The organism is Stenotrophomonas muris (assembly GCF_052751275.1).
The window spans coordinates 3,861,717-3,874,255 of the sequence record NZ_CP199879.1 but is presented as its reverse complement, the minus strand read 5'-3'; the positions used below and the strand labels follow the sequence as shown (position 1 = coordinate 3,874,255).

Genomic DNA, 12,539 nt, shown 5'->3' with positions numbered 1-12,539 from the left:
TTCCCCTCACCTCCGGAAATTCTTCATGTCGACCCTGACACGTCGGCCGCTGCGTGCGGCCGGGCGGGTCGTCGCCGTGTTGCTGGGCCTGGCCCCGGCGGCATCGGTGATGGCGCAAGCCGCCCCTTCCTACGACACCCTGCTTGAACGCCTGGACCAGCTGCCCGGCACCCGCGTCGGTGCGGCGCTGGCCGAGGCCGCCGACGCGCGCGCCGACCAGGCCCGTGCGTTGCCCAACCCTTCCCTCTCTTACTCCGCCGAAAACGCCTGGGGCACCGGCTCCTATGGCGGCATGGGCAAGGCCGATACCGTGCTCACCCTGTCCCAGCCGCTGGAGGTCTGGGGCCAGCGTGGCGCGCGTGTCCGTGCCGCCCGTGCCGAGGCACAGGCCGCCAACCTGCGTGGTGCCCAAAGCCGCAGCGACGTGGCCAGCCAGCTGGCGGTGGTCTATGCACAGGCGGAAAGTGCACTGCGCCGCTACACCCTGGCCGAAGAAGCACTGAGCCTCACCCGCGCTGACGCCAACGCGGTCAACGCGATGGTCAAGCAGGGCCGCGAGCCGCAGCTGCGCGCCGTGCAGGCGCAGAGCGAAGTCGCCAACGCCAGCGCCGCGCTGGATGAGGCGCAGGCCTTCCGCGATGCCGCGCTGGCCCGCCTGGCCGGTGCCGCGCTGCTGGATGCGCCGGTGCAGTCGATCGGCGACAGCCTGCTCGACCGCGCGCCGCCGTTGCCACGCGGTGCCACCGATACCGCGCTGGCGGTGCGCATCGCCGAAGCCGAAGCGGATGCGGCGGGCAAGCTGGTCGACGTGGAGCGCAAGCGCGCCCTGCCCGACCTGAGCGTCACTGCCGCGCAGACCCGCTTCCGCGAGGGGGGCGAGCGCGCCTACAACCTCGGGGTCAGCCTCAGCATCCCGCTGTTCGACCGCAACCGCGGGGGCATCCGCGCCGCCAATGCCGACCAGCGCGCGGCCGAGGCACGCCTGGACCAGCAGCGCCGCGACAGCGAGGCGGCACGCCTCTCCGCGGTGGCCGGTTTGAAGGCCGCCGGCAGCCGTACCCGCGCCGCCGATGAAAGCGTGGTCGCCGCCGAAGAGGCGTATCGCCTGGCCCGCATCGGCTTCGACGCCGGGCGCATCTCGCAGCTGGAACTGCGCAGCACGCGCAGCGCCCTCATCGCCGCCCGCGGCACCGCCGTGGATGCGCGCCTGTCGCGCGTCGCCGCGGAAATCGATCTTGCCCGCCTTGAAGGGCGCGCACCTTTTGTGGAGGTCCCATGACGCTCTCCCGTACTTTCCCGCTGATCGGCGGCGTGCTGCTGGCCGCGCTGCTGGCCGGCTGCGCCGGCAACGCGCAGACACCTGCCAATGAAGACCCGGCTGCGGCCAAGGCCGGCACCGACGATGGCCACGGCCATGCCGCCGACAGCAAGGAGGCCAAGGCCGAATCCGCAAAGGCGCCCGCCGATGGCGATGAGGGTGTCGTGCAGCTGACTCCTGAGCAGATCAAGGCGTCCGGTATCGAAGTGGTCGCGGTCGGTCGTGGTGGCGGTAGCTCCACGCGCCTGTCCGGCCGGGTCGAACCGTCGGTCGGTGCACGCGCCTCGGTGGCCTCGACCGTGACCGGCCGCGTCGAACGCGTGCTGGTCGCACCGGGCACCGCGGTGAAGCAGAACCAGGCACTGGCGATCGTGGTCAGCGGCGAAGCGGCGGTGTTCCGCGCCAATGCGCTGGCCGCCTCGGCCGAGGCCGAGGCCGCGCGCCTGGCCTATGGCCGCGACAAGGCGCTGGTCGACCAGGGCGTGGTTGCCCGCCAGGAGATGGAAGCCTCGCGCGCACGGTCGCTGGCGGCACAGGCCCAGGCCGCTGCCGCGCAGGCCCAGGCCGCTGCCAACGGTGCGCCCGATGCCAGTGGCCGCGTGCGCATCACCAGCCCGGTGGCCGGAATCGTCGGCAACGTGCAGGTCACTCCGGGCGGTGTAGTCGCCGCCGGCAGTGCAGTCGCCGATGTCGCCGACCCGACAATGAACGAGCTGGTGTTCACCGCACCGCCGGCGCTGGCCGCACAGGTCACGCCCGGCATGACGCTGGAAGTGAGCGTGCCGGGTGGCAGCTTCACCGCCACCGTCACCGGTTCGGCCGCCGATGTGCGCCAGCAGGGCGGCGTCGCGGTGATCCGTGCCACGCCGGTGGATGCGTCGCTGCCGCCGGCCGGTTCGCCGGTCTCGGCCGTGGTGGTCACCGAAGGCCAGGACGGCTCGCTCAGCGTCCCGGCCGATGCAGTGCAGAAGGTTGATGGCAGCAGCGCGGTGTTTGTCGCCGTCGAAGGTGGCTTCAAGGCGCAGCCGGTCCTGGCCGGGCGCCGTGCCGGTGACCGCATCGAGATCCTCGCTGGGCTGACCGGCAGCGAGCGCATCGTCGGTGCCAATGCCTTCCTGCTCAAGGCCGAGCTGGCCAAGGGCGAAGCCGAGCACGGCCACTGAGGAGGCGACCATGTTCAAGCTGATCATTGAAACAGCGGTGCGCCACCGCTGGCTGGTGGTGTTCATGGCCGCACTGATCGCCGCGGTGGGCCTGTTCCAGCTGGGCAAGCTGCCGATCGACGCGGTGCCGGACATCACCAACCGTCAGGTACAGATCAACACGGTGGCACCGGCGCTGACACCGGAGCAGATCGAGCGGCAGGTGACCTATCCGCTGGAAACCGCGCTGGCCGGCATCCCCGGCCTGACCACCACGCGTTCGCTGTCGCGCAATGGTTTCTCGCAGGTCACCGCGATCTTCACCGATGCCACCGACATCTACTTCGCCCGCCAGCAGGTGGCCGAACGCATGCGCGAGGCATCGGAAGACCTGCCCGATGGTGCATCACCGATGCTGTCGCCGGTCACCACCGGCCTTGGCGAGGTGCTGATGTGGACGGTGGACTTCACCGCGTTCGATCCGGCCAAACTGGCCAAACCCGATGAAGCGGGCTGGCAGGCCGGCGAGGTCTACCGCACACCGGAAGGCAACCTGCTGCGTACGCCCGAAGAACGTGCGACCTACCTGCGCACCGTGCAGGACTGGATCATCGCGCCGCAGATGCGTTCCAGCCCGGGGCTGGCCGGCGTCGATACGGTTGGCGGCTACGTCAAGGAATACGGCGTGCATCCGGACAGCGCCAGACTGGCCGCGCATGGCCTCGGCCTGGCCGACCTGGTCACTGCCCTGCAGCGTTCCAACGTGCAGGCCGGTGCCGGCTTCGTACAGCGTGCCGGCGAGGGCCTGGTGGTACGTGCCGACGGCCTGGCGCTGACCACCGACGACCTGGCACAGGCCCCGGTGGCGACCCGCAATGGCGTGGTGGTACGCGTAGCCGATGTGGCCACGGTGGAACTGAGCCGCGCGCCGCGGCTGGGTGCGGCCAGCCGCAACGGCCATGAAGCCGTGCTGGGCACCGCGCTGATGATTGCCGGTGGCAACAGCCGCACCGTGGCCCAGGCAGCGGCCGCGCGCCTGGAACAGGTAAACAAGTCACTGCCGGCCGACATCGTGGCGGCACCGGTGCTGGACCGCAGCGTGCTGGTCAATTCCACCATCAAGACCGTCGCCAGGAACCTCACCGAGGGCGCGCTGCTGGTGGTGGTGGTGCTGTTCCTGCTGCTGGGCAACCTGCGTGCGGCAACGATCACCGCGCTGGTGATTCCGCTGTCGTTCCTGTTCGCAGTGATCGGCATGAACCGCTTCGGCATCAGTGGCAACCTGATGAGCCTGGGTGCGCTGGACTTCGGCATCCTGGTGGACGGTGCGGTGATCGTGGTCGAGTCGACACTGCTGATGCTGGGCCAGCGCCGCGCCGAACTGGGCCGTGCGCTGACCGCGATGGAACGCCTGCGCGTAGCCGCCGATTCGGCCATTAAGATGGCGCGCCCTGCGGCCTTCGGCCAGCTGATCATCCTGCTGGTGTTCGCGCCGATCCTCACGCTGGAGGGCGTGGAGGGCAAGACGTTCCACCCGATGGCGGCCACGTTCATGCTGGCCCTGGTCGGTGCCTTCCTGTTTTCCTTCACCTTCGTGCCGGCGATGGCCGCGCTGCTGGTGCGCGAGCCCAAGGTGAAGGACGGCGATGCGCACGCGGACGACGGCGAGCACGAAACCAGGCTGATCCGCGTGCTGCGTGCGCGCATCGAACCGGTGGTGCGCAAGGCCGTGGCGCACCCGCGCACGGTGCTGGCCGGTGCGGTGATGATGGTGGTGGTGGGCATCGGCGCGTTCTCGCTGCTGGGCCGCGAGTTCATGCCGACCCTGGATGAAGGCAACGTGGCGATGCAGGCCCTGCGCGTGCCATCGACCTCGCTGGAGCAGTCACTGGCAATGCAGCTGGCGCTGGAAAAGGCGATTGCCAAGCAGCCGGAAGTGGAAACCGTGTTCTCGCGCACCGGTACCGCCGAGGCGGCGATCGACCCGATGCCGACCAACATTTCCGACAGCGTGATCGTGTTGAAGCCACGCAAGGACTGGCCAGATCCGACGCTGGCCAAGGACGCACTGGTGGCGCGCTTCGAGAAACTGGCCGGGCAGCAGCTGGGCAACAGCTTCGAGTTCAGCCAGCCGATCGAGCTGCGCTTCAACGAACTGATTTCCGGCGTGCGTACCGACCTGGCCGTAATGATCTTCGGTGATGACTTCAGCCAGCTGCAGAAGGTGGCCGACCAGGTGGCGTTGAAGCTGCGTGCGGTGGATGGCGCGGCCGACGTGCGGGTGGAACAGATCTCCGGCCTGCCCACGCTCAACGTGGCGATCGACCACGTGGCGGCGGCACAGTACGGGTTGAGCGCTGCAGATGTGAGTGATGCGCTGTCCACCGGCATCGGCGGTACCACGGCCGGCAAGATCTTCGAAGGCGACCGTCGCTTCAACGTGGTGGTGCGCCTGGACGATGCCTCGCGCAACGATCCGGACCAGCTGGCCTCGCTGCCGATCGCCACGCCATCGGGGCTCGTGATTCCGTTGTCGTCGGTGGCGCGCATTACCGTGAGCGAAGGGCCGAACCAGATCAGCCGCAACAACGGCAGCCGCCGCGTGGTGGTGCAGGCCAACGTGCGCGGTCGCGATCTGGGCGGCTTCGTCGGCGAGGCGCAGGCTGCGGTGGCCGACGTGGCGCTGCCGCCGGGCGCCTACCTGACCTGGGGCGGTCAGTTCGAGAACCTGCAGCGCGCGGAGAAGCGGTTGGCAACCGTGGTGCCGGTGGTGTTCCTGCTGATCGGCAGCCTGCTGTTCATGGCCCTGCGCAGCGGCAAGGAAGCCATTCTGGTGTTCAGCTGCGTGCCGTTGGCGCTGGTCGGTGGCATCCTCGCGCTGCTGCTGCGAGGCATGCCGTTCTCGGTATCGGCGGCAGTTGGCTTCATCGCCGTCTCCGGCGTGGCCACGTTGAACGGCCTGGTGCTGATGCAGGCGATCCGCGAACGCCTGGATGCCGGCGACCTGCCGCTGCAGGCGGCGATCAACGGTGCCTCCAGCCGCATCCGCGCGGTGCTGACCACGGCGCTGGTGGCGATCGTCGGCTTCATCCCGATGGCGATTGCCAGCGGTTCCGGTGCGGAGGTGCAGAAGCCGCTGGCCACGGTGGTGATCGGTGGCCTGATCACCGCCACCGTGCTGACCCTGCTGGTGCTGCCGACCTTCGCAGCACGGGTGGCCAAGCCGCGGCCGGTGGGGTGAGGCGAGAGGGGGTCGGAGCCCTTTCCACAGGAAAGGGATCCGACCCCGTGACCGGGTCGGGTTGCCGGCCAGCGGCCGGCACTACCCTTGCACGGTCAGGCCTTCTTGCGCTCGGCGATGTAGGCCTGGATCTGCTGTTCCAACACCGGCAGCGGCACCGAGCCCTGCTTGAGCAGGGTGTCGTGGAAGCCCTTGATGTCGAACTTGTCGCCCAGCTCCTTCTCGGCCTGCGCACGCAGGCGCACGATGGCGATCTCGCCCAGCTTGTAGCTCAGCGCCTGGCCAGGCCAGGAGATGTAGCGGTCCACCTCGGTGGTCACTTCATGCTCGCTCAGCGCGGTGTGGTCACGCAGGTAGGCCAACGCCTGCTCGCGGGTCCAGCCCTTGCTGTGCACGCCGGTGTCGATCACCAGGCGCGCCGCGCGCCACATCTCGTAGGTCAGGCGGCCGAAATCCTCGTATGGGGTTTCGTAGATGCCCATCTCCACGCCCAGCTTCTCGCAGTACAGCGCCCAGCCTTCGCCATAGGCGGAGATGTAGGCGTTGCGGCGGAACTCCGGCAGGTTCTTCTGCTCGGCGGCGATCGCGCCCTGCAGCGAGTGGCCCGGATCGGATTCATGCAGGGTCAGCGCCGGCAGGTTGTACAGCGGGCGCGACGGCAGGTTGTAGGTGTTGAGCCAGTAGGTGCCCATGCCACCGCGGCCGGCCGTCCAGAACGGTGCGATGTCCGGCGGCACCGGCACGATGGTGAAGCGCGCGCGCGGCAACGTCATGTACTTGCCCAGCTGGCCATCCGCCCGCTTGGAGATCCACGCGGCACGCGACAGCAGCTCTTCCGGTGTCTTTGCATAGAACTGCGGATCGGTACGCAGGAAGGTCAGGAACTCGGCAAAGCTGCCCTTGAACTTCACCTGCTTGATGATGTCGTTCATTTCCTTCTGGATGCGCGCGACCTCATCCAGGCCGATGCGGTGGATCTCGTCCGGCGACAGGTCCAGCGTGGTGTACTCGTGGATCTGCTGCCGGTAGTACGCCTTGCCATCGGGCATCGCTTCGGCGGCCAGGGTGGTACGCGCCTGCGGCACGTACTCGTTGACGAAGAAGGTGCGCAGCTGCTGGAACGCCGGCACCACCTTGCCGCTGATTGCTTCGCGCGCCTGCGCCTGCAGCCTGGCCTGCTCGGCGGCCGGGATGGTGGTGGGCAGCTTCTTGAACGGCGCGTACAGCGGCGACTCGGTCGGGTCCTTCAGCTCGGCGACGGTGGCGATGGACACTTCGCGGCCATCGAGCACCGCGCGCGGCACGCTGAAACCACGCTTCAGGCCGGCGCGCATGTTCTCGGTCTGCTGGCCGAAGTAGCGCGGTACATCATTCAGGCGTGCGATGTAGTTCTGGTAGTCCTGCACGGTCTTCATCTCGCGCCGGGCCATGAAGGACAGGTTGGACCAGAACGAGGAATCGGCGTTGAACGGCATCTCGTAGCCGCGCAGGCGCGTCTCTTCGGCCAGGTTGAACACCTGGTCGTGGTAGATCGCGTAGTTGACCTGGTTGTCGGCCGACAGGGTCTTCGGGTCGATCTTCTTCAGCGCGGCCAGGGTCTCATCCCACACCTTCAGGCGCGCCTGCTGCGCGGCCGGGCCGACGTCGGGCATGCGGGTGGCGTTGGCCGGGGCGTCCTCGTCCTCGCTGGCCTCGCCACCGCCCTGCTGGCGCCACTTCCATTCCTTCTCGTACAGCGCGCGGAAGGCGGCGTCGGCGGGCGATTCAGTGGCCACGCCGGACGGTGCGGCGGTGGCGGGCGGCGCGGCCAGGGCCACGGCAGGGGCGGACAGGGCGATCAGCAGGGCAACGGCAAGACGGGTTTTCACGAGCACAGGTTCCCGGGAAGGCAGACCCCGATCATGGCACCGCCCATCGCCCGTGGCATGGGACGAAGGTCCTGCCTGCGCAGCAGACCGGGGCCCCGGTAGCCAGGTACGCAGTAGACCCACGTCATGCGTGGATGCGCCGCGGATCCGGACAGGGTGATCCGGACGGGGTCAGAGCCCTTTCCCATGGAAAGGGATCCGACCCCCGGGGCCTCAGTGGCTGGCCTTGTCGCGCTTCCAGCCGCGGTGCTTGATGTCCAGGTGCAGGCTGTACAGCGCGGTGAACGCCGGGAACAGGTTCTGCAGCACGCCCACCGAGTCCTGCTTGGCCGAGAACAGGAAGTAGCTCAGCGTCATCAGGCTGCCGAGCACGCTCATGTACCAGAACAGGCGCGGGATCACCGGCTTGCCGGCGCGCTTGGACGCGACGAACTGGACCAGCCAGCGGCCGCCGAACATCAGCGCGCCGGTATAGCCGATCAGCTTCCAGCCGGTCACGTGCAGGCCGGTCCAGTACAGCCAGGTCAGCGGCTGGTCGAGCCAATGCAGCTCCAGATCCATCAGCGCTCCTCCACCGCGGTGCGCTTGCTGCGGGTGATCAGCCAGGCCACGCCACGCAGGTCGCGGATGCCGACCAGCGCGCGGCCGAGGTTGTTGTACTTGGACACGCCAGCGGTACGGTGGCGGTGGTTGACCGGCACGCTGGTGGTCTTCCAGCCGGCGCGCTGCATCAGCGCCGGCAGGTAGCGGTGCATGTGGTCGAAGTACGGCAGGTCGAGGAACGCGCTGCGTTCGAACAGCTTGATGCCGCAGCCGGTATCGGGCGTATCGTCGCGCAGCATGCGTGCACGGATGGCGTTGGCCCATTTGCTGGCCCAGCGCTTGCTGCCGCTGTCCTGGCGGTTGACGCGCCAGCCGGCGAACAGCTTCACCTGCGCCTCGGCGGCGTCGCGTGCGGCGAGCAGCTTGGGGATATCGGCCGGATCGTTCTGGCCATCGCCATCCAGGGTCGCGATCCACGGCGCGCGCGCGTGCTTGACGCCGGTGCGCACCGCGGTGCTCTGCCCGCTCTGGTTCACATGGTGCAGCACGCGCAGTTCCGGGGTGGTCGCCTTCAGTCCCTGCAGCACCGCCAGGGTGTCATCGCGCGAGTGATCGTCGATGTAGACGATTTCGAACGGCAGCCGGCCACGCAGCGCGGCGGTGATTTCGGCGACCAGCGGGGCGACATTGTCGCGCTCGTTGAATACCGGGACGACAACGGAAAGCTCGGGTTGGCTCATAAGGCACTCGGCCAAAGGGGGGACAAAGACCGCGCATTCTCCGCTGCCGAGGTTATCCGAAGATGAACCCCGCGGCGTGAGGATCCATCCTCAGGCGCGATCGCCAAAATACTCGCGGCACCACTGCACCACAGGCGGCAGGCCTTCTTCGATCGGGGTCACCGCATCGAAGCCGAAAGCGTCATGTGCGCGCCGGGTATCGGCCATCGTGCGCACCATGTCGCCGGGCTGCATGGGCTTGTACACCTTCTGCGCGGGGCGGCCGGCGGCCTGCTCGATCACGCTGATGAAGCGCTCCAGCTCGACCGGCGTATGGTTGCCGAGGTTGAACACCCGGTGCGGCACCGGGCCGTCGGCCGGATGCGCGAGGGCGCCGAGGATACCGGACACAATGTCGGAGACATGTGTGAAATCGCGCTGCATGCGGCCTTCGTTGAACACGTCGATCGGCCGCCCGGCCAGCACCGCGCGGGAGAACAGCAGCGGTGCCATGTCCGGCCGGCCCCACGGGCCATACACGGTGAAGAAGCGCAGGCCGGTGGCATGCAGGCCGTACAGCTGCGCGTAGGTATGGGCCATCAGCTCATTGGCCGCCTTGGTCGCCGCGTACAGCGAACGCGGCTGGTCTACGCGCTGGTCCTCGGAGAACGGCGGCGTGGCCGAATCGCCGTAGACCGAGCTGCTGGAGGCATACACCAGGTGCTGCACGCCGCGGTGGCGGCACAGTTCGAGCATGTTGACGAAGCCGACCAGGTTGCTGTCGACGTAGGCGTGCGGGTTTTCCAGCGAATAGCGCACGCCGGCCTGGGCGGCCAGATGGATCACCGCCGTCGGCTGCACTTCATCGAACAGCGCAGCCAGGCCCTCGCGGTCGGTCAGGTCCAGCACGCGCAGGTCCAGCGACGGGCACAGCGCGGCCACGCGGTCGCGCTTGATCTGCGGGTCGTAGTAATCGTTGAAGTTGTCCAGGCCGACCACGGCCTGGCCGGCCTCCAGCAGTGCGCGGGCGGTGTAGGCACCGATGAAGCCGGCAGCGCCGGTGAGCAGGATGGTCATGGCAGGGGCCTGGAAACGAAGTTCAGGCCCCTGATGTTACCGGTCTCAGAACAAACCGAAACGCTTCTTCGCCACGTTGGTGCGGCCGGGTTCGATTACATCCTGGATCTTCTTCGCGTCGAAGCGGTCGAGCAGCGCCTCGGCGCCCTTCCTCAGCTTCAGGTCCATCTCTTCGGGGTACAGCGGGACCAGGCTCATGAAGCTGATGGTCTTGCCGTCGTCCAGTTCCAGCGTGGCAAAGTCCTCCGGGGTGGTTACCGGCGTCAGCACGATGGCGCCGTCGAAGCCCACGCCCGGCGCATAGGGCTCGCTGGGATGGCCGTTGGGAATGGTGTGGCCGAAGCCCAGCCAGGTGTCGTACTCGTGCGGCAACCGCGCCATGCCCTTCAGCAGGCGCACCGGCCAGTAATTGCGCTCGTCCTCGAAGGCGTCCTGGGAGATGGGCCAGTCCGCCGGCAGGGTCACCATCAGTTCCATGTAGCGCGGCACGTCCGCGTCCACCTCGGCGGGCACGGTCATCGGCAGGTCGCTCATGCCGGAGGTGACCAGGCGCAGGTAAGGGCAGTGGTCATTGGCCGGCACCACGTGCACGTCGATGTGCACCAGGTCGGAGATGATCTCGTGGAAGACACCGGATACCGGGCCCAGATGGCGTTCGAGGTGGGCGCTGATCGCCTCGATGTGGCGTTCTTCGCCGGTGGCGAGCACGAAGTCCTTTTCGCGGCGATGTACCAGTATCTGGGTGCCGTCCGGGCTGACGTCCTCGTATTCGTTGCTCATGTCCTGCTCCCTGGATGAGGCCACGGACCGGAAGGCAGTGCATTCCCTCGGCGCGCGCGGCGGTACGTTCCCTGTCATTGGCGGGACACGGCAGGAACGGGCCGCGCCACTGTCACTGCGCCGGGCTCAGCCCTGGCGCGTGCGCAGCTTTTCCAGCACGCCGTCCAGGGTATCCAGGTCGGTGTAGTGGATGATCAGCTTGCCCTTGCCACCGCGGCCATGATTGATCGCCACCTTGGCGCCCAATGCTTCGGACAGTTCGGTCTCCAGCGAGGCGATATCAGCCTGCTGCACCTTCGGCGTGGCCGCCGGGCGGTTGCTCGGCACCTTGCCGGCGGCGAAGGCCTGCGCACGGCGCTCGACCTCGCGCACCGACCAGCCTTCATCGGCTGCTTCCTGGGCCAGCTTGCCGGCCAGCTCGGGAGCCAGGGTCAGCAGCGCGCGGGCGTGGCCCATTTCCAGGCGGCGGGTTTCCAGCAGCAGGCGGATCGCCACCGGCAGCTCCAGCAGGCGCAGCAGGTTGGACACCGCCGCGCGCGAGCGGCCGACGGCCTCGGCGGCCTCGGCATGGGTCAGGGTGAACTCGCTGATCAGGCGCTGCAGCGCCTCGGCTTCTTCAAGCGGGTTGAGGTCTTCGCGCTGGATGTTCTCGATCAGCGCCATCGCGATGACGGTGCGGTCTTCCAGCTCGCGCACCACCACCGGCACTTCGTCCAGGCCGGCCAGCTGCGATGCGCGCCAACGGCGTTCACCGGCGACGATTTCGTAGTTGCCTGCCGGCAGCTGGCGCACCAGGATCGGCTGGATCACGCCCTGCGACTTGATCGAGTCGGCCAGCTCGGACAGCTTGCCCTCGTCCATCTCGCGGCGCGGCTGGTACTTGCCCGGCTGCAGCTGGCCGACCGGCAACTTGCGCAGCACTTCACCCGGCAGCGGCTCGATCACCGCGGTGGTGGCCTGCACCTGGCTGACCGCGCCTTTCGGGCCCAACAGCGCATCCAGGCCACGGCCGAGGCCTCGCTTCTTGGCTGCCGGCTTGCTGCTGGTCATCAGACGATCTCCACGGCCTTGCCGGCCTTGTTGCGTTCGTTGTTGCGGCGGATGATCTCGCCGGCCAGGCCCAGGTAGGCCACGCCACCGCGCGAGGCGCGGTCGTAGCCGACGATGCTCTGGCCATGGCTGGGTGCCTCGGCCAGGCGCACGTTGCGCGGCACGATGGTGCGGAACACGCGGTCGCCGAAGTGCTCGGTGAGCTCGGCCGACACTGCGTTGGCCAGGTTGTTGCGCACGTCGAACATGGTGCGCAGCACGCCTTCGATCTCCAGCGCCGGGTTCAGGCTGGTGCGCAGCGCTTCGATGGTTTCCACCAGCGCGCTCAGGCCTTCCAGCGCGTAGTACTCGCACTGCATCGGCACGATCACCGAGTCGGCGGCGGCCAGCGCGTTGAGCGTCAGCAGCGACAGCGCCGGCGGGCAGTCGATCAGGATGTAGTCGTACTCGTCGCGGATCGGCGCCAGCGCGCGCTTCAGGCGCTGCTCGCGCTCGCTCTGGCCCATCAGCTGGATCTCGGCGGCGGTCAGGTCGATATTGCCGGGCAGCAGGTCGTAACCCTCGGCAGTCTGCACGCGTACATCGGCAGCGCTGTTCTCGCCGAGCAGCAGGTCACAGGTGGAGGCGGCCAGCTCGCGTTTGTCCACGCCACTGCCCATGGTCGCGTTGCCCTGCGAATCCAGGTCGACCAACAGCACGCGCTTGGGTGCGTTGGCCAGGGAAGCGGCCAGGTTGACGGCGGTCGTGGTCTTGCCGACGCCACCCTTCTGGTTGGCGATGGCGATGATGCGGGCCATGCGG

The 12,539-nt window shown here is 68.3% G+C and carries 10 protein-coding genes; 3 read left to right on the top strand and 7 right to left on the bottom strand.

Features of this window, described 5'->3' with window-relative positions; genetic code table 11:
* The first annotated feature begins 25 nt into the window (after positions 1–25).
* From ACUVWL_RS17940 to ACUVWL_RS17930, 3 genes are read left to right on the top strand one after another with little or no spacing between them, the layout of a single operon-like run.
* Positions 26–1,279 carry a TolC family protein gene (locus ACUVWL_RS17940; protein WP_049407169.1) on the top strand — a complete coding sequence of 418 codons (1,254 nt, stop codon included), beginning with the start codon at positions 26–28 and terminating at the stop codon, positions 1,277–1,279.
* On the top strand, positions 1,276–2,481 hold the full coding sequence (locus ACUVWL_RS17935; RefSeq protein WP_126411526.1) for an efflux RND transporter periplasmic adaptor subunit: 1,206 nt from the start codon (positions 1,276–1,278) through the stop codon (positions 2,479–2,481). The genes ACUVWL_RS17940 and ACUVWL_RS17935 overlap by 4 nt, the downstream gene beginning before the upstream one ends.
* A gap of 10 nt (positions 2,482–2,491) precedes the next feature.
* Positions 2,492–5,701, top strand: coding sequence for an efflux RND transporter permease subunit (locus ACUVWL_RS17930; protein WP_049442091.1), 3,210 nt, complete (start codon positions 2,492–2,494; stop codon positions 5,699–5,701).
* A 95-nt stretch (positions 5,702–5,796) separates the two neighbouring features.
* Here the strand turns inward: ACUVWL_RS17930 and ACUVWL_RS17925 are convergent, their stop codons facing one another.
* From ACUVWL_RS17925 to ACUVWL_RS17895, 7 genes are all read right to left on the bottom strand, one after another.
* The gene (locus tag ACUVWL_RS17925) at positions 5,797–7,569 is read right to left on the bottom strand and encodes a DUF885 domain-containing protein (RefSeq protein ID WP_049442093.1); all 1,773 of its coding nucleotides are present in this window, start codon (positions 7,567–7,569) and stop codon (positions 5,797–5,799) included.
* Positions 7,570–7,782: 213 nt separating this feature from the next.
* A complete protein-coding gene (locus ACUVWL_RS17920; protein ID WP_014648879.1) occupies positions 7,783–8,130 on the bottom strand; it encodes a lipid-A-disaccharide synthase N-terminal domain-containing protein in 348 nt (115 codons plus the stop codon).
* Complete coding sequence (locus ACUVWL_RS17915) at positions 8,130–8,852, bottom strand: glycosyltransferase family 2 protein (RefSeq protein WP_005420380.1); 723 nt, start codon at positions 8,850–8,852, stop codon at positions 8,130–8,132. Before ACUVWL_RS17915 ends, ACUVWL_RS17920 begins: the two co-directional genes overlap by 1 nt.
* 90 nt (positions 8,853–8,942) lie before the next feature.
* Complete coding sequence (locus ACUVWL_RS17910; protein ID WP_445978621.1) at positions 8,943–9,908, bottom strand: NAD-dependent epimerase/dehydratase family protein; 966 nt, start codon at positions 9,906–9,908, stop codon at positions 8,943–8,945.
* 45 nt (positions 9,909–9,953) lie between these two features.
* Positions 9,954–10,688: a suppressor of fused domain protein gene (locus ACUVWL_RS17905; RefSeq protein WP_049442094.1), complete on the bottom strand. Its 735-nt coding sequence runs from the start codon at positions 10,686–10,688 to the stop codon at positions 9,954–9,956.
* A gap of 126 nt (positions 10,689–10,814) precedes the next feature.
* The gene (locus ACUVWL_RS17900; protein WP_014648883.1) at positions 10,815–11,738 is read right to left on the bottom strand and encodes a ParB/RepB/Spo0J family partition protein; all 924 of its coding nucleotides are present in this window, start codon (positions 11,736–11,738) and stop codon (positions 10,815–10,817) included.
* Positions 11,738–12,535, bottom strand: a complete 798-nt coding sequence (locus tag ACUVWL_RS17895; protein ID WP_014648884.1) for a ParA family protein — start codon at positions 12,533–12,535, stop codon at positions 11,738–11,740. Before ACUVWL_RS17895 ends, ACUVWL_RS17900 begins: the two co-directional genes overlap by 1 nt.
* Positions 12,536–12,539 lie beyond the last annotated feature (4 nt).

Excerpts from the sequence above, each read along its gene's own strand:
- ACUVWL_RS17910 (WP_445978621.1), bottom strand. The coding sequence starts at position 9,908 with ATGACCATCCTGCTCACCGGCGCTGCCGGCTTCATCGGTGCCTACACC.
- ACUVWL_RS17915 (WP_005420380.1), bottom strand. The coding sequence starts at position 8,852 with ATGAGCCAACCCGAGCTTTCCGTTGTCGTCCCGGTATTCAACGAGCGC.
- ACUVWL_RS17900 (WP_014648883.1), bottom strand. The coding sequence starts at position 11,738 with ATGACCAGCAGCAAGCCGGCAGCCAAGAAGCGAGGCCTCGGCCGTGGC.
- ACUVWL_RS17905 (WP_049442094.1), bottom strand. The coding sequence starts at position 10,688 with ATGAGCAACGAATACGAGGACGTCAGCCCGGACGGCACCCAGATACTG.
- ACUVWL_RS17940 (WP_049407169.1), top strand. The coding sequence starts at position 26 with ATGTCGACCCTGACACGTCGGCCGCTGCGTGCGGCCGGGCGGGTCGTC.
- ACUVWL_RS17930 (WP_049442091.1), top strand. The coding sequence starts at position 2,492 with ATGTTCAAGCTGATCATTGAAACAGCGGTGCGCCACCGCTGGCTGGTG.
- ACUVWL_RS17920 (WP_014648879.1), bottom strand. The coding sequence starts at position 8,130 with ATGGATCTGGAGCTGCATTGGCTCGACCAGCCGCTGACCTGGCTGTAC.
- ACUVWL_RS17895 (WP_014648884.1), bottom strand. The coding sequence starts at position 12,535 with ATGGCCCGCATCATCGCCATCGCCAACCAGAAGGGTGGCGTCGGCAAG.
- ACUVWL_RS17935 (WP_126411526.1), top strand. The coding sequence starts at position 1,276 with ATGACGCTCTCCCGTACTTTCCCGCTGATCGGCGGCGTGCTGCTGGCC.